The sequence below is a fragment of the Halobellus sp. EA9 genome, from assembly GCF_051195055.1.
GTDB classification, from domain to species: Archaea; Halobacteriota; Halobacteria; order Halobacteriales; family Haloferacaceae; genus Haloquadratum; species Haloquadratum rubicundus.
The window spans coordinates 134,548-149,602 of sequence record NZ_JBNTJW010000005.1; the positions used below are offsets into that span (position 1 = coordinate 134,548).

The 15,055-nt window shown below is 69.3% G+C and carries 16 protein-coding genes; 7 read left to right on the forward strand and 9 right to left on the reverse strand.

All coding sequences use genetic code 11. The features are described 5' to 3' along the window. Positions 1-77 precede the first annotated feature (77 nt). Positions 78-536: a DUF5820 family protein gene (locus ACQUQ0_RS08160; protein WP_435184465.1), complete on the forward strand. Its 459-nt coding sequence runs from the start codon at positions 78-80 to the stop codon at positions 534-536. Positions 537-552: 16 nt separating this feature from the next. Here ACQUQ0_RS08160 and ACQUQ0_RS08165 read toward each other — a convergent pair whose 3' ends face one another. From ACQUQ0_RS08165 to ACQUQ0_RS08175, 3 genes are all read right to left on the reverse strand, one after another. Next, a complete protein-coding gene (locus ACQUQ0_RS08165) occupies positions 553-2,127 on the reverse strand; it encodes a hypothetical protein (protein ID WP_435184466.1) in 1,575 nt (524 codons plus the stop codon). Between the two features lie 46 nt (positions 2,128-2,173). Then, the gene (locus tag ACQUQ0_RS08170) at positions 2,174-3,259 is read right to left on the reverse strand and encodes a hypothetical protein (protein ID WP_435184467.1); all 1,086 of its coding nucleotides are present in this window, start codon (positions 3,257-3,259) and stop codon (positions 2,174-2,176) included. A 73-nt stretch (positions 3,260-3,332) separates the two neighbouring features. Next, positions 3,333-4,178 (reverse strand): PspA/IM30 family protein, encoded by an 846-nt coding sequence (locus ACQUQ0_RS08175; RefSeq protein ID WP_435184468.1) that lies wholly within the window; start codon positions 4,176-4,178, stop codon positions 3,333-3,335. 54 nt (positions 4,179-4,232) lie between these two features. On the opposite strand from ACQUQ0_RS08175, the gene ACQUQ0_RS08180 reads away from it, so the two are divergent. Further along, the gene (locus tag ACQUQ0_RS08180) at positions 4,233-4,889 is read left to right on the forward strand and encodes an alpha/beta hydrolase (protein WP_435184469.1); all 657 of its coding nucleotides are present in this window, start codon (positions 4,233-4,235) and stop codon (positions 4,887-4,889) included. A gap of 37 nt (positions 4,890-4,926) precedes the next feature. Here ACQUQ0_RS08180 and ACQUQ0_RS08185 read toward each other — a convergent pair whose 3' ends face one another. The 6 genes from ACQUQ0_RS08185 to ACQUQ0_RS08210 all read right to left on the reverse strand — a co-directional run bounded on the left by ACQUQ0_RS08185 (position 4,927) and on the right by ACQUQ0_RS08210 (position 10,177). Next, the gene (locus tag ACQUQ0_RS08185; protein WP_435184470.1) at positions 4,927-5,349 is read right to left on the reverse strand and encodes a hypothetical protein; all 423 of its coding nucleotides are present in this window, start codon (positions 5,347-5,349) and stop codon (positions 4,927-4,929) included. A gap of 69 nt (positions 5,350-5,418) precedes the next feature. Then, the gene (locus ACQUQ0_RS08190) at positions 5,419-5,748 is read right to left on the reverse strand and encodes a transcription factor S (protein ID WP_435184471.1); all 330 of its coding nucleotides are present in this window, start codon (positions 5,746-5,748) and stop codon (positions 5,419-5,421) included. 61 nt (positions 5,749-5,809) lie between these two features. Beyond that, the gene (locus ACQUQ0_RS08195) at positions 5,810-6,976 is read right to left on the reverse strand and encodes a lycopene cyclase domain-containing protein (RefSeq protein ID WP_435184472.1); all 1,167 of its coding nucleotides are present in this window, start codon (positions 6,974-6,976) and stop codon (positions 5,810-5,812) included. Between the two features lie 116 nt (positions 6,977-7,092). Further along, a complete protein-coding gene (locus ACQUQ0_RS08200) occupies positions 7,093-7,680 on the reverse strand; it encodes a hypothetical protein (RefSeq protein WP_435184473.1) in 588 nt (195 codons plus the stop codon). After that, the gene (locus ACQUQ0_RS08205) at positions 7,677-8,567 is read right to left on the reverse strand and encodes a CopG family transcriptional regulator (RefSeq protein WP_435184474.1); all 891 of its coding nucleotides are present in this window, start codon (positions 8,565-8,567) and stop codon (positions 7,677-7,679) included. Before ACQUQ0_RS08205 ends, ACQUQ0_RS08200 begins: the two co-directional genes overlap by 4 nt. 242 nt (positions 8,568-8,809) lie before the next feature. Then, entirely contained in the window at positions 8,810-10,177 is a 1,368-nt protein-coding gene (locus ACQUQ0_RS08210) for a RimK/LysX family protein (RefSeq protein ID WP_435184475.1), read from the reverse strand. Between the two features lie 105 nt (positions 10,178-10,282). Here ACQUQ0_RS08210 and ACQUQ0_RS08215 point away from each other — a divergent pair, with 105 nt between their 5' ends. From ACQUQ0_RS08215 to ACQUQ0_RS08235, 5 genes are all read left to right on the forward strand, one after another. Continuing rightward, positions 10,283-11,314, forward strand: coding sequence for a succinylglutamate desuccinylase/aspartoacylase family protein (locus tag ACQUQ0_RS08215; protein ID WP_435184477.1), 1,032 nt, complete (start codon positions 10,283-10,285; stop codon positions 11,312-11,314). A 174-nt stretch (positions 11,315-11,488) separates the two neighbouring features. Beyond that, complete coding sequence (sdhC, locus tag ACQUQ0_RS08220) at positions 11,489-11,884, forward strand: succinate dehydrogenase, cytochrome b556 subunit (RefSeq protein ID WP_372389732.1); 396 nt, start codon at positions 11,489-11,491, stop codon at positions 11,882-11,884. Further along, positions 11,884-12,255, forward strand: coding sequence for a succinate dehydrogenase hydrophobic membrane anchor subunit (locus ACQUQ0_RS08225; protein ID WP_372389733.1), 372 nt, complete (start codon positions 11,884-11,886; stop codon positions 12,253-12,255). Before sdhC ends, ACQUQ0_RS08225 begins: the two co-directional genes overlap by 1 nt. Positions 12,256-12,259: 4 nt before the next feature. After that, complete coding sequence (locus ACQUQ0_RS08230) at positions 12,260-13,150, forward strand: succinate dehydrogenase/fumarate reductase iron-sulfur subunit (RefSeq protein WP_435184478.1); 891 nt, start codon at positions 12,260-12,262, stop codon at positions 13,148-13,150. Positions 13,151-13,164: 14 nt separating this feature from the next. Beyond that, positions 13,165-15,009 (forward strand): FAD-binding protein, encoded by a 1,845-nt coding sequence (locus ACQUQ0_RS08235; protein WP_435184479.1) that lies wholly within the window; start codon positions 13,165-13,167, stop codon positions 15,007-15,009. Positions 15,010-15,055 lie beyond the last annotated feature (46 nt).

Consider the following 15,055-nt stretch of genomic DNA (forward strand, 5'->3'; position numbering starts at 1 on the left):
CGCGGTTTATGCCCGCGCGGTCACCGAATCAGTCCGAACGCGACGATATTTGTAGGCTCGCACAGAAACGTCCCCGTATGGACGACCCTCCCGAGGAGGCAGGGCCGGAAGGCGATGCCGCGGCCGACGCGGACGCGTCCCCGCCCGCCGAACCGCCCGACGGCTGGACGCTCTGGAACGACGAACCCCGCGGGCGGCGGATCCTCGTGTTCCGCCCCGACGTGTTCAACGAGCGCGAGGGCCTCCCCGCGGCGTGTCTGCCCACCATCCTGATCTCGAACCGCTCGCGCGCCCCGCGTCCGGGCGCCTCGCGGGTCCGGACCGCGACCTGGCACGTCGTGCTCACCCTAGAGCCCGAGGTCGAAGCCGTCGCGGAGTCCTACGACAGCCGGGCGGCGGCCATCGAGGGGGCCCACGACCTCGCGCGCCGCTTCGCCGCGGGCGCGGTCGACTACCGGGAGGCGTACCAGGTCCCGCGGGAGGCGTACTTCGAGCGCCTCGACGCGGTCATCGACGGCGACGGGGACGAGCCGTAACCGCTCCCGTCTCCGTCTACCACTCCGCGAACGGCACGCCGCCGGCCGCGTGATCGACGTAGGCCGACTGCATCACCCTGATCGCCTCCGGGAGGTCGGCCCCGTCGGTCCGAGCCTCCCGGACCCGCGCTCGCTTCCACGCGCTCGGGCTCGTGTAGGTCGCCTCGCGGCGCGCCTCGATCGGCGACAGCGCCCACTCGATCGCCTCGGCGCCGACCCCGAGGTCGTCGAGGCCGCGCCGCGCCAGCGAGAACAGTTCGTCGTAGATCCGCGGCGTCGCCGTCGTCGCCTCGCCGTCGCGGTCCACCCAGCGGAGGTCCGCGTCGGGACCGTCCTCGACGGCCGCGTAGAACGACGCGCGGGCGTCCTCCCACGACAGCGACGCGAGCGGGTGGTCCGTCACGTCGACGCCGCGGAGGACGCCGGCGACGAGCGCCTGGAGCCCGACGGTGTCGCGGAGCGTCGGCTGAGTCGGCAGCGGGCGGTACTCGATCCTGACGGAGGTCCGAGTCCCGTCGGGTTCGACCTCGCCGTCGGGGGCGCGGGGGAGGTCGCCGCCGAAGACCGGGCGGACCCACCGCCAGTACGTGCCGCGCTTGGCGCTGAAGGCGGGGTACGGGTCGGCATCGGCCTCGGCGTCGGCGCCTGCGTCCTCCGCGTCGCCGTCGGTCCCGACCGCCCGCATCGCATCCGGCGCGGCGACGAGCGTCGGGTCCGTCGCGATCCGGTCGATCAGCTCCCCGATCGTCTCGACGTCCCGCGGGACGCGGCACTTTGCGGCGCCGTCGTCGACGGACCGCTCGAAGATCGGGATCCGGAGTTCGTGGGGCGTCCGGTCGACGACGTCGGGGTCGGCGCCGAGGTCGCCCTCGTAGCAGTCCGCCGGCAGGAACGGGGCGTTCGCAGACAGCGAGAGCAGCGGTCCCATCGTCCGCGTGGCGACGTTGAGGTACTCCGGCACGTCGTCGGGATCGGGGATCTGGAGGTGCGGCTGCATCGACGTCGCGAGCGACTCGACGAGCATCGACGTCGCCTCCTCGAGCCCGGGCAGCCCGAGTTCGATCGTCCCGTCGTTGGCCTCGCGGATGGCCTGATCGAGCGCGACGTACCGGGGGACGGGCCGCATGTTCGACGCGCGGAAGACGCCGTCGTCCTCCTCGCCCGCGTCGAGGTACTCGCGCGTGCCGACCGCGGGGCCGACGGTCCACATCGCATCGAGGACGAAGTCGCGGCCGTCGCCTTCGAGCGCCGTCCGCACGTCCCGGAGCGTGGTCCGGAGCTCGTCGAACTGCCGCCGGAAGCCGGCGTCCGAGACGACGTCCGGGGCCGTGTGGAGCTCGGCGTTGTGGAGGCCGAGCTCCCGGCTGCAGCCGTCGATGTCAAAGACGTGCTCGGGCGCCGGCGCCAGCGCGCCGTCGGCGTCGATCACGTACCCTTCGAGTTCGAGCCCGACCGCGAACGTCGCAGTGTCGTAGCTGCCGTCGCGGACGGCCGCCCGGAGCGATTCGGCCTCTGATTCGACCCGTGCTTCGAACGCCTCCCGCGTCTCGGGGTCCAGGGCGTCGCGGACGGCGTCGGTCGTCTCGGTCATCAATCGGGTATCGATACCGACGGATAGTGAGGCTGTCGACTGCGGATCATTCCGCCTCCCGGTCGTCGGCGCCCGCTCTGTCACGCGCGGTCGGGCTCTGTCCGCCCTGGCTCCCGCCCGTCGTCCGGAGGATGAACGGCCCGATCGAGAGGGTCCGCTTGGCGACGGTCCCGATCCGGAGCACGAACGAAAGCAGGACCGCGAAGGGGACGAGCGCGACCCCCGCGGCCGCGGCGACGACCCAGACGAAGTGCGTCACGCCGAGCGTCGAGCCCGCCAGCGAGTCGAGCGACGCGTGAAACAGGAGCATACTCGTGGCGACGACGAGCGCCGGAAGCGCGGTGTAGAGCATCGCCCGCGAGAGGTCGACGAGCTCCCACTGGAAGTACAGCGTCTTGAAGTGCTCGCGCGCGGGGCCGAACAGCGTCAGCACCGACACGAGGTCGTCGAGCGCGTCGCTCGCGGGGCCGTCGTCGCCGACGCGCTCGTCGCGGAGGCGGCGCGCCTCCTGGACCTTCCAGGAGTAATTGAAATCGAGCGCCGACGAGAGCACCGCGAAGGTCCCGAACTGCCGGTTCGAGAGGTCGTCGCCGACGCGCGAGGCGTGCCGGCGGAGGTCCTCGGCGTAGCTTCGGACCGCTTCGGCCGCGTCGTCGTCGAGTGTCGAGTCCGCGGCGGCGTCGCGGAGGCGCTCGGCGCGCGTCTCGACGGCGTCGACCAGCCGGCGGAGGAACGCCGACGGCGTCGCGGGCGCGACGTCGAGGCCCAGTTCGGACTCGACGTCGCGCCGGAACGACATCGCGCCCTCCATTCGGTCCCGCTGGTCGCCGAGCGTTCCGAGCTCCTGCGAGAGGACGAGCGAATTGATGGAGACGACGAGCGTGACGCCGGTGATCGTGGCGGTCACGAAGCCCTGAAACAGCGTCTCGATCGGATCGCCGGCCTCGCCGATCGGGGCCGGAGCGAGCACCGAGGCGACGATCACGCCCGCGAAGAAGACCCCGACGGTGATACCGGCGACGACCCATCGGTTCGCATCGAGCAGGATCCACAGCTTCGTGCGGCTCTCCTCGCCGCGCTGGCGCATCGTGTCGTCCGGTTCGCTCCCCGACCCCGACGAGTCCTCGACCATCGCTGTGGGGTTCGACGAGCGGACACAAAGAAGGCGGGGATGGGCGGTACGCGGCGCGCTCGCCGGCGACGACCTACTGCTCGTCGTCTTTCAGCTCTTCGAGTTCGGCCTCGACCTCGGCGTCGGAGACGTCCACGTCGACGTCGCTCCCGACGTCGTCGAGCTCCGCGTCGGCGTCGGCGTCCGTCCCGTCCCTGTCGCCGCTACCGCCGCTCTGGCTTTGGCCGTCGACTTCGGCCTTCAGCGTTTCGAGCTCGGCGTCGACCTCGGAGGCGGTCCGGCCGCTCTCCAGTTCCCGTTCGATGCTGTCCTTGTCCGAGAGCGCGTCGTCGAAGGCGCCGGTGTCGACGAGCTCGTCCATCGCCTCGGCGCGGGCCTCCATCTCGTCGGTCCGCTCCTCGGCGCGCTCGATGGCGCGGGAGACGTCCTCCATCTCGTCGCCGACGCCCGTCATCGCCTCCGAGACTCGGGAGGAGGCCTCGGCGGCCTCGTAGCGGGCCTTCATCGTCTCCTTCTTCGTGCGGAACTCCTCGATGCGGTTCTGGAGTTCGTTCTTCTTCTCGACGAGGTTGTCCTGGGTGTTCTGGAGGTCCGCGATCTGGGTCTCCAGCTCCTCGATCTGGGACATCTTCGCCTGCTTTTTTTCGAGCGCCTGGCGGGCGAGGTCGTCGCGGTCCTGGCGGACGGCCTCCCGCGCTTGGTCGTTGTGCTTTTCGACGTTCTCTTCGAGCCGCCGCTTCTGGATTTCGAGGCGCTTCTTCTGGGTCGTCAGGTCGGCGATGCCCTGCTTTACGTCCTGCAGTTCGTCGCGCATCTGCTCGTAGGAGTAATCGAGCGTCTCCGAGGGGTCCTCAGCGCGGTTGAGGAGGGCGTTCACTTTCGATCGGACGACGTAGGACGCGCGTGAGAGGATTCCCATATCCCCGCATTGGGCACGCCGGAGTTAAAACCTCACGTGCCGAACGCGCCGGGGATGAGCGAGACGGTCTTCCTCCCGGGCGGCCGCGACGCCCGCGGGACGCTCGACGTCGCGGCCGACGCCGCCCCCGACGCTGCCCAGCCCGCGCGCTGCGTGGTCGCCTGTCCGCCCCACCCGCAGCACGGCGGCACCCGGAGCGACGGGCGACTGACCGCGGTGAGCGACGAACTGAACGGAAGAGACGTCGACTGCCTCCGCTTCGACTACGGCCCCTGGGACGGCGGCCGGGGCGAGCGGACGGACGCGGCGAACGCCGTCGCGTGGGCGCGAGAGCGGTACGACCGGGTCTCCCTCTTCGGATTCAGTTTCGGTGCGGCGGTCGCGCTCTCGGCCGCGGGACGGGGCGACGACGTCGACGCCGTCGCCGCCTTGGCGCCGCCCGCACGACTGGGATCGGCGCGGGCGGACGCCGAAACGGACCCCGGAATCGGCGGCGTCGACGTCGTCGCCGACCTCTCCGAGATCCCGGCGGACGTCCGCGTCGGCGTCTTCTACGGCGCCCTCGACGACGTCGCTGCGGTCGGTCCGGTGGTCGATTTCGCCCGCGAGCGGGGTTTCGACGTCACGGAGTTCGCGGCGGACCACTTCTTCGTCGGCCAGGAGCGAACAGTCGCGCGAGCGATCGCGGCGTTCCTGCTGGAGCGCGACTGAGCGACCTGCCCGCGCGCCGGGTGCGGGTCGTCTCCGCCTACGACGCCGCGCCGTAGCCCGCGGCGAACTGGAGGGCGACGCCTACGAGGGCCGCGACGACGAACGTCCAGAACGCGGCCCAGGCCGCCGCGCCGAGGCTCGTCGTCGCCCCGTAGGTGAGAACGGCCGCGGCCGCCCCGCTGCCGATGGTGGCGAGGAATGGGAGATCGCTCCACTGGCCGCCGGCGTTGGCGTACTCGGCGGCGTAGCCCCAGACGTTCCCGAGCGTGACGCGGAGCACGAACACCGCGAAGAGGCCCGAAACCCCCGAGACGGCGAGCGCGAGCGGGTCGAGCGCGAGCAGATCGGCCGTCGAACGGGTCGAGCGGCGGAGCCAGGTCCCGACCCCGAGGACGAACGCGGCGGCGTCGAGGAGGTACCACGGGCGGAACTCGTCGGGGAGGATTGATCGCGGGGACATACGTCCGCGTTCGGCGCGAGCGTGCAAGAAATCACCGCGGGATCGCCGCCGATCGGACTCCCGACGGGGTCAGTTGTACCCGCGCCAGCGGTGGCCGCACTCGGTACACTTGAAAAAGCGCGTGGGGGGCTCGTCGGCCGAGCCCGTCTGCTTGATCGTGTACCAGGCCTCGCCGTTGCCGCACTCGTCGCAGGTCACGTCGCTGGCGGTCGGCTTGCCCTCGAAGTTCGCGTCCTCGGTGGTCTCGATGACGTCGTCGTCGCTCTGTGCCTCGGTCGAGACGAACTGCTCGGCCAGCTCCGAGTCCTGCTCGGCGCGGGCACCGCAGTCATCGTTCGTGCAAACCATCTCGCCGTCCTCCGAGACCATCATCGTACCGCACTCGTCGCAGAACTGCATTTGTCGGGCGGAGACGCTGCGGACACAAGTGTCTCTCGGGAAGTCGCGGCGGGGACGGAGGCTACTCCGCCGCGATTGCCCCGTGCACGGTCTCGTGGATTCCGATCACGAGGGCCGGAACGACCAGCATAAACAGGTGTTCCTCGATCGGGATGGCGAACAGTTCCACGCCGGTCCGCAGCGGGATGGCGAAGACGCCGACCTCGAGCGTGTACCAGTCCCAGACGTACGCCAGCGGGTAGAGGACCAGCACCGACAGGCCCGCGCGGGCGAGCGCGTCGGCGCGGACGAGCAACGCGAGCGCGAGCGCGCCGAAGACGAGCTCCGTTACGAGGTAGGTGTACGGTCCGAGAACGCCGATATCCGGGAGCGACAGCCCCGCGAGCGGCCGATACCAGACGGCGACGACGAGCAGCGCGAGGAAGACGTAGGTCCCGCGAACGAGGAGCATCGTCGCCACCTCGGCCCCGGCGCGGGTCGAGAGCAGGACGACGACGCCGAAGGCGACGGCTGCCAGCGACGCGGTCGGCGGGAAGATCCCCGAGACGGCGAAGACGACGACGACCGTGCCCGCGGCGTAGACGAGCGCGTACGCCAGCCGCCGGGCGCGGTCACGGCCGAGGACGACGGCGACGGTCCGCTTGCCGATCGAGCGGTCGTAGGCGTAGTCCTTCGAGTCGTCGATGATCTTCACGCCCGCGAGCGTGATCAGAAAGACGGCCGCGAAACCGAGCGGCCGGACGCCCAGCTGCCCGACCTGGACGAAGTGGCCACCGACGATGCACAGCGCGATGCCGAGCGGGTACCCGAGGGTCGTCGTTATGGGGTTGGTGTCGAACTGGGGCGCGTGGAGGAACCCGAGGAACCAGAGCGGGACCGTGACGAGCGCGGCACCGACACCGACGACTGCACCCATAGCGACCGTCGCGGCGGCGAATCCCAGCGTCGCGCCCGCGAGTGCGAGCCGACAGCCGGATCGCGTCATCGGGTGGTCGTCGTCCTCGTCCCTGAGGTAGAAGTCGACGTAGCCGTCCTTCACGTGCGCGGTGTAGACTGCGAAGAAGGCCGCGAGGGCGTGCAGCGCCAGCGGTGCCGGCGCGATCGATCCCGCGAGGATCGAACCGAAGGCGCTGGCGGCTAGCGGCGGCAGCATAAACACGGGGTGGACCTGGGATGCGAGCGCCCCGATATCGTCCCGCACGTCGGTCCCCCGGCGAGAGAACGCCATATGCTATCGAGTGTCTATCGCCGCAAAAAGGGTTCGGCGGCGTATCGGCGGTCGGTCGCGCCTCATACTGACTACTCCCGTCTCGTGCCAGTGATCACCGGTACACAGTGAGAGTATCACTCGTCGACCATCGGGCAGTTTCGGACGCGGAAGTGATCGGCGTCCTCGACGGCGACGATGTCGGTCCCCTCGTGGGTACACGCCAGCTCCGGCGGGTCGTGGAGGTACGGGCACTTCTGGCAGTAGTCCCCCTTCGAGATGACGTGTTCGTTCGGCTCATCGGTCGGCTGTGCCCCCTCCGCGTCTTCGGTGGCGTCACCGGACGTCGGCGAACCGACCGCGACCGACGGCTCCGACGCGTCCTCCAGCGAGGACCACAGCGACTCCTCGTCGATCTCGGCGACGGACATCTTCCGGAACGGCTCGTCCGGGTCGACGTCGGCCTCGGGCTCTACTTCCGATTCCGGATCGGCATCGAGGGACGCCGTCGACGCCACACCGGACTCGCGTTGGCGCCGCCGCTCCGAGACCTGACGGGCGAGGTCCGCGAGCGGTGCGTCGGTTCCGATGTCGGCGTCGGTGCCCGTATCGGCGTCAGTGTCCGCACCAGCACCAGCACCGGAATCCGATCCTTCGCCCGACTTCGAACCCCGGTCTTCCGATTCGATCCCGTCGCCGTCGCCGTCGTCGGGAGTCTCGCTCATCGACCGGCCCCTCCGTCGTGGCCAGTACCCTCCTCGGACCCGACGTCGGAGTCGACGCCGACGCCGGAGTCCGACATCCGCCCGCCGAACTGGAATCCGCCGAGGGAGTCGCCTTCGGCGTCCGCGCCGGCCTCAAGCGCGGGACGCTGGCCGACCGTCAGGCGGTTCGAACCGAAGAAGCCGCGCTTCGGATCGAGCTCCTCGAAGGTCGTCTCGCAGTGCGGGCAGTAGGGGGAATCGAGCAGGCCGAGGTGGACGGCCTCGTCGCAGGCGCCGCACTTGGCCGTGGTGACGCCGTGGCGGTTGGCCTCCCGGCGCAGCGACGCCGCGGCGTCGCGCTCGTTGGCCCGCCGTTCGAGATCGATAACGCGCTCTCGGACGTCGGCGGTCACGGACGCCAGCGTGTCGAGCTTCGCGTCGTGGTCGTCGCTGAGGTCGGTGAGGTACTGCAACACCTCCTCGTAGTTCTCGAAGCCGCCTTCGAGACGGCGCTCCAGGTCGGGGTGGTCGTGGTCCGCGGGCGCCTTCGCGTCGGTCTCTCGCTTCACCTGGATGACCCGCTCGCGGACGTCCGTGATCTTCTCGTCCAGTTCGGCCTCCAGTTCGGCGACTCTCGACACGAGGTCGTCGAGGGCGTCCGCCACCGTGTCGGCGTCCGACTCCGCGAACGCCTCCGCGGCCGCGGTGCCGTCGTTTAGCGCGTCTCTGACAGCCGCTGGATCCGGCGTCGTGCCGTCCGCGAACAGTTCCGGGTGCTCGTCGAGGAGGCGGTGGGCCGCGAGCAGTCGACGGACGATCTCCGGGCGCGACTCGCCCGTGGCGGCCGCTCGATCGGCCACCCACGCGTCGAGGTCCTCGGGCAGTCCGTCGGCCTGCTCGCTCGACATCTATCGGTCGTTGGGACTCGCTGACTTAAGTATGTGCGCCCGATTCGGCCGAGGTCTTATATACGAACACGGGACCACCGCGACCGTGCGCTGACACCCGACCCGCGTCGCGCAGCGGTCGTGCGGCACATCGACGCGGGAACCGAACCGGTGCCGCCTGTCCGCCACTCCCGTACTGGTGCGTCCGACCGGCCGTCCGTCTCCGCCCGCGTCGCCGCTCCGATCGGAACTGCCCCGAGTCGCTACTCCAGGTACTCCTCCTCGCGGTCCGCGTCGTCCGGGCCGCCCTCGTCGGTCCGGCGAGTGACGTCCACCTGGTAGTGCTGGAGGATGTCCCGACCGAGGAGGAGGGGGTAGTCCATGTGCGAGCGGTCCTCGACGCTCGCGGTGACGGTGTGTTGGGTGCCGCCGATCCCGATCACGAGGTCGACCACGGGGCGCGCCTTCCCGGACTTCACCGAGCCGGACTTCACGCGCGTCATACTCTTGATCGGTCCCGCGCCGATCTCGGCCGCCAGCGACGTGTCGATGCTCGTCCGTGTCGCGCCGGTGTCCGACTTCGCGAACGCCTGCGTCGACCCGCTGGTCCCGGAGACGACGACCTCCTCGATGTAGCCGATCGTCGGGCGCTCGCCGGCCGGGCCGGTCTCGACCCGCGGCATCCCGTCGGGCCGCGAGTCGTCGAGCGTCGCCGACAGCTCTTCCACCCGACTGTCGTCGACCTCGCCGCCGACCTGCTCGATGGCGAGCTTGGCGATGTAGGGCGCGGGGCTGCGGCCCGTGGCGCGGTGGAGGCCGCGGAAGCCCGCGGTGGGGTTCATCTCCAGGACGAACCACCCGTCGTCGCCCTCGATGAGGTCGACGCCGACGTAATCCAGGTCCATCACCTCGGCGGCGTACAGCGCCGTCTCGCGCGCCTCCTCGGGCATATCGTCCGTCGCGTCGAGGACCTCGCCGCCGAGCGCGACGTTCGTCCGCCACTCGCCCTCGGGCGCGTAGCGGTACATCGCGCCGATGACCTGGCCGTCGACGACGTACACGCGGAGGTCGCGGTGCTTGGCCTCGTCGCGCTCGATGAGGTCCTGGAGGAACGCCTGCCGGTTCCCGACCTTCGGGTTCACGGGGTCCGTGAGGTCGACTTTCCAGGTCCCGCCGCCGTGGGTCCCGATCGCGGACTTGTAGACGCCGACCTCGCCGAAGCGTTGCCGGCCCTGATTCAGCCGATCGTTCGACAGCGCCAGCAGCGCGTCGGGGACCTTGATGTTCCAGTTCGCCAGCGTCGACGCCGTCGCGAACTTGTGGACCGCGGTGAGGACGGCCGCGGGCTCGTTCAGCATCGGCCGGATCCGCTCGAAGGTGGTCGCGAGCCCCAGCAATTCAGCGGGCTCTTCGGTGTTCGAGAGCAGCAGGCGGTTGGCGACGATGTCGACCTCCGGCTCGATCGCGACGTCGCCGTCCTCGATCGAGACCGCGGTGTTCTCGCGGCGGAGCCAGATGCCCTCGTGGCCGAGGTCGTCGACGGCGTTGAGGATCGCCTTCGTCTCCTTGCTGTTGTGAAGCGAGAGGACGCCAACACGGACCTGCTCGTCGGAGTCGAGTGGATCGGTCATACCTATCGTACTCCTCCGGCGGATGAAATTAATGCCGATCCGGCGGCGCGCGACGCGGCGTTCCGAGGTACGAGCGTTTATCCCGCCGGATGTTCGAGGGCGGGTATGAGCACCGACGGGGCCTTCACCTACAACGGGGGAAAGGTCGAGCCCGGGGAGCGACAGAACCTCCGGTACGGCATCAGCGAGACGTACCTGGGGGATCCGGTCCGAATCCCTGTGACGATCATCAACGGCGAGCGCGACGGACCGATCGCCTTCCTCTCGGCGGCCGCCCACGGCGACGAACTCAACGGCATCGAAGTGGTGCGGGAGGTCGCCCACGAGTGGGACCTCTCGGAGCTCGCGGGAACCCTCGTCTGTCTCCCCGTGCTGAACGTCCCCGGATTCCTGGCACAGCAGCGCTACCTCCCGATCTACGACCGCGACCTGAACCGGTCGTTCCCCGGCGACGAGACCTCGACGAGCGCGAAGCGGATGGCCGCGCGGGTCTTCGCGAACTTCGTGGCGCCCTGCGACTTCGGCCTCGACTTCCACACCTCGACCCGCGGCCGGACGAATATGCTCCACGTCCGCGCGGATATGGCCGACGACGACATCGCCCGCCTCGCGCACGCGTTCGGATCGAACGTCATCATCGACAGCGAGGGGTCGAGCGGGATGCTCCGCACCGAGGCCGCCGAGGTCGGGGTCCCGACGGTGACGATCGAGATGGGCGAGGCCCACCGCTTCCAGCGCGGCCTCATCGACGAGGCGCTCCGCGGCGTCGAGAGCGTCTTCGCCGAGTACGACCTCTGGGACCGCTCGACCGTCCGCTGGCCGGGCTGGCGGACCGTCATCGACGGCGACAACGAGAAGACCTGGATCCGCGCGGACGCCGGCGGAATCGTCGATATGCACTACGAGCGCGGCTCGCTCGTCCACGAGGGCGACCGGATCTGCACGCTCACCGATCCGTTCAAGAGCGACAACATCGCCGTCGAGGCGCCCTTCACGGGGCTCCTCGTCGGCGTGCTCGAAAACCCCGTGGTCTACCCCGGCAATCCCCTGTGTCACCTGGTCGAACTCGAATCCGACGTCCGGCAGGTCGTCGAGCGCGAGCAGTCGCGGCGGGTGCAGCCGAGAGCGGACCGGTAGTCGGGCGTCGATCGAGCATCGACTGGGCAGTTCGCGCAATCGGACGGGAGACGGCGCCCGATCCGCACGACAGCGATGCCGTCGAAATCGCCGCCGTCCGGCGATCGAGCCCGGCTGTGTGCCGGGACGTACACGTAAGTTCTATAGTGGGTCCGGCCTGACCTCAAAGCGAGTATGAGTCAGTCTTACAATCGGGGCCGCATCGAGGACTTCGGCCGCTGGCGGGAGTTCTCGGCAGGAATGTGGGCCTGGGTGTTCCACAAGTTCACGGGCTGGGTGCTCGTGGGCTATCTCTTCACCCACATCGCCGTGTTGTCGACGGCACTGCAGAGCCCGGAGGCGTACACGACGACGATCCAGTCGCTGGAGAGCCTGCTCGTCGTGCGCATCCTGGAGGTCGGGCTGCTCGCGGTCGCCGTCTTCCACATCCTCAACGGGCTCCGACTCCTGTTCGTCGATCTCGGACTCGGACTCGAATCGCAGGACAAGAGCTTCTACGCGTCGCTGCTTCTCACCGGCGCGATCGTCGTCGCGAGCGTGCCGACGTTCCTCGCGGGGGTGTTCGGCTGATGGCCGAGCGCTACTCCTCCTTCGAGCGCGGCGGCCGCCGGTGGCTCTGGCAGCGCATCACCGCCGCGTTCCTGGTGGTCGTCCTCGCGTTCCACTTCTTCCTCCTGCACTTCGTCCACCACGCCGACGAAGTGACCTTCGCGATGTCGCAGGGCCGAATGCAGGAGCTCACCTACTTCTCGCTGATGATCCTCTTTCTGCTGACGGCCACGTTCCACGGCGTCAACGGCGTCTACAACGCCCTCGTCAATCAGGGCATCAGCGGGACCCGCAAGACCGCCGCGAAGCTGGTCCTCGGGCTCGCGAGCGTCGTCGTGATCGTCCAGGGCGTCAGAACCGCACTCGCGTGGGCCGGAGGCGTCCCGATCTAAGACAATGAGCACGCAACTCCCAGAACAGATCGACGACGAATCGTCCGCCGACGAGGTCGAACTGCAGCCGGAGGCCCAGGAGCGCCGTCTCCAGAATAAGCGCGACCGCGCCGCAGAACAGGAGCGCCAGCGGCAGGCCGAGGAGGCCGAGAGGGCGCTCGACGACGAGGACACCTACCACCTGAAGGTGTTCCGCTACGACCCCGAGATCGCGGGGAAGAAAGAGCCGCGCTTCGACGACTTCCACGTCCCCTTCGAGAAGGGGATGACCGTCCTCGACGCGCTGATGTACGCCCGCGACACCTACGATTCGAGCCTCACGTTCCGGCACTCCTGCCGGCAGGCGATCTGCGGCTCGGACGCGATGTTCGTCAACGGCTCCCAGCGCCTCTGCTGTAAGACCCAGCTTTCGGACCTCGAAGAGCCCGTCCGGATCGAGCCGCTCCCCCACGCGGAGGTCGTGAAGGACCTCGTCGTGGACATGGAGCACTTCTACGACCAGATGGAGGCCGTCGAGCCGTACTTCCAGACGAACGACCTCCCCGACGGCGAACTCGAAGAGCAGCGCCAGTCGCGGGAGAACCGCGAGAAGGTGAAGATGTCGACGCGGTGCATCTGGTGCGGGGCGTGTATGTCCTCGTGCAACATCGCAGCGGGCGACAATCAGTACCTCGGCCCGGCCGCGCTCAACAAGGCCTACCGCTTCACGATGGACGAGCGCGAGGGCGAGGAGATGAAGCAGCAACGCCTCGAAATCCTCGAACAGGAACACGGCGTCTGGCGGTGTCAGACCCAGTTCTCCTGTACGGAGGTCTGTCCGAAGGACATCCCGCTGACGGAGCACATCCAGGAGCTCAAGCGCGAGGCGGTCAAGAACAACCTCAAGTTCTGGTAATCAAAGGTACGACTATGCACGAACACGACGTCATCGTGGTGGGCGCCGGGGGCGCGGGGCTCCGGGCAGCCATCGCGGCACAGGAAGAGGGGGCCGACGTGGCCATCGTCTCGAAACTCCACCCGGTCCGGAGCCACACCGGCGCCGCGGAGGGCGGCATCAACGCGGCGCTGCGGGAGGGCGACTCCTGGCAGGACCACGCCTACGACACGATGAAGGGGTCGGACTACCTCGGCGACGCCCCGGCCATCGAGACGCTCGCCCAGGACAGCCCCGAGGAGGTCATCCAGCTCGAACACTGGGGGATGGCCTTCTCGCGCGAGGAGGACGGCCGCGTCAGCCAGCGGCCGTTCGGCGGCCTCTCGTTCCCGCGGACGACCTACGCGGGCGCCGAGACGGGCCACCAGCTGCTGCACACGATGTACGAACAGCTCGTCAAGCGCGGCATCGAGGTCTACGACGAGTGGTACGTCCTCGACCTTGCAGTCTCCGACGAGCCCGAGCCCGAAGACCGGTCGTGCCACGGCGTCGTCGGCTACGACATCCAATCGGGGACGATCGAGGGATTCCGCGCCCGCGACGGCGTCATCCTCGCGACCGGCGGCCTCGGCCAGGTCTACGACCACACGACAAACGCCGTCGCGAACACGGGCGACGGCGTCGCGATGGCCTACCGCGCGGGCGTCCCGATCGAGGACATGGAGTTCATCCAGTTCCACCCGACGACCCTTCCCTCCACGGGGGTCCTGATCACCGAGGGCGTCCGCGGCGAGGGCGGCATCCTCTACAACTCGGAGGGCGAGCGGTTCATGTTCGAGTACGGGTACGCCAACAACGACGGCGAGCTCGCCTCCCGCGACGTGGTCTCCCGTGCCGAACTCACCGAGGTCAACGAAGGACGAGGAATCGAAGACGAGTACGTCCACCTCGACATGCGCCACCTCGGCGAGGAGCGGATCGTCGACCGACTCGAAAACATCATCCACCTCTCGGAGGACTTCGAGGGCGTCGACCCCCTCGAAGAGCCGATGCCCGTAAAGCCCGGCCAGCACTACGCGATGGGCGGCATCGAGACCGACGAGAACGGCGAGACCTGCGTCTCGGGGCTGTACGCCGCCGGCGAGTGCGCCTGCGCGTCCGTACACGGCTCGAACCGCCTCGGCGGCAACGCCCTGCCGGAGCTCATCGTCTTCGGCGCCCGCGCCGGCCACCACGCCGCCGGCCGCGATATGAAGGAAGCGGAGATCCCGACTGGCAAGCGCGGCGACTGGGAGGCCGGCGACGTCGACACGCCCGTCGAGCCGGGCGACGTACCGGGCACCGGCGCCGGCGACGCGGTCGCAGACGGCGGCGCGGCCGCGTCGGACCTCTCGCCGGACGAACTGGTCCAGCGCGCGACCGAGCGGACCCAGGCGCGCATCGAGTCGCTCCTGGACAACGAGGACGGGCGCAACCACGCCGAGATCCGATCGGAGGTCCAAGAATCGATGACCCAGCACGTCAACGTCTTCCGGGAGAAGGAGGGCCTCAAGCAGGCGCTCCGTGACATCCGCGAGGCCCGTGAGACGTACGCCGAGGTCGGCGTCGCCGACCAGTCGCGGACGTTCAACACCGACCTCCTGCACACGATCGAGACGCGGAACATCATCGACCTCGCCGAGGCGATCACCCTCGGCGCGCTCGCCCGCGAGGAGTTCCGCGGCGCCCACTGGCGCAAGGAACACCAGGAACGCGACGACGAGAACTGGCTGAAGCACACGCTGCTGTCGTGGAACGGCGGCTCGCCCGAACTGTGGTTCAAGCCGGTCATCCTCGACGGCGAGGACAAGCGCTACGAGCCGAAGATCCGGAGCTACTGAGCCCCGTCTCGACTCCTCGGTATCGTATCTCCCCTTCCGGCGTCAC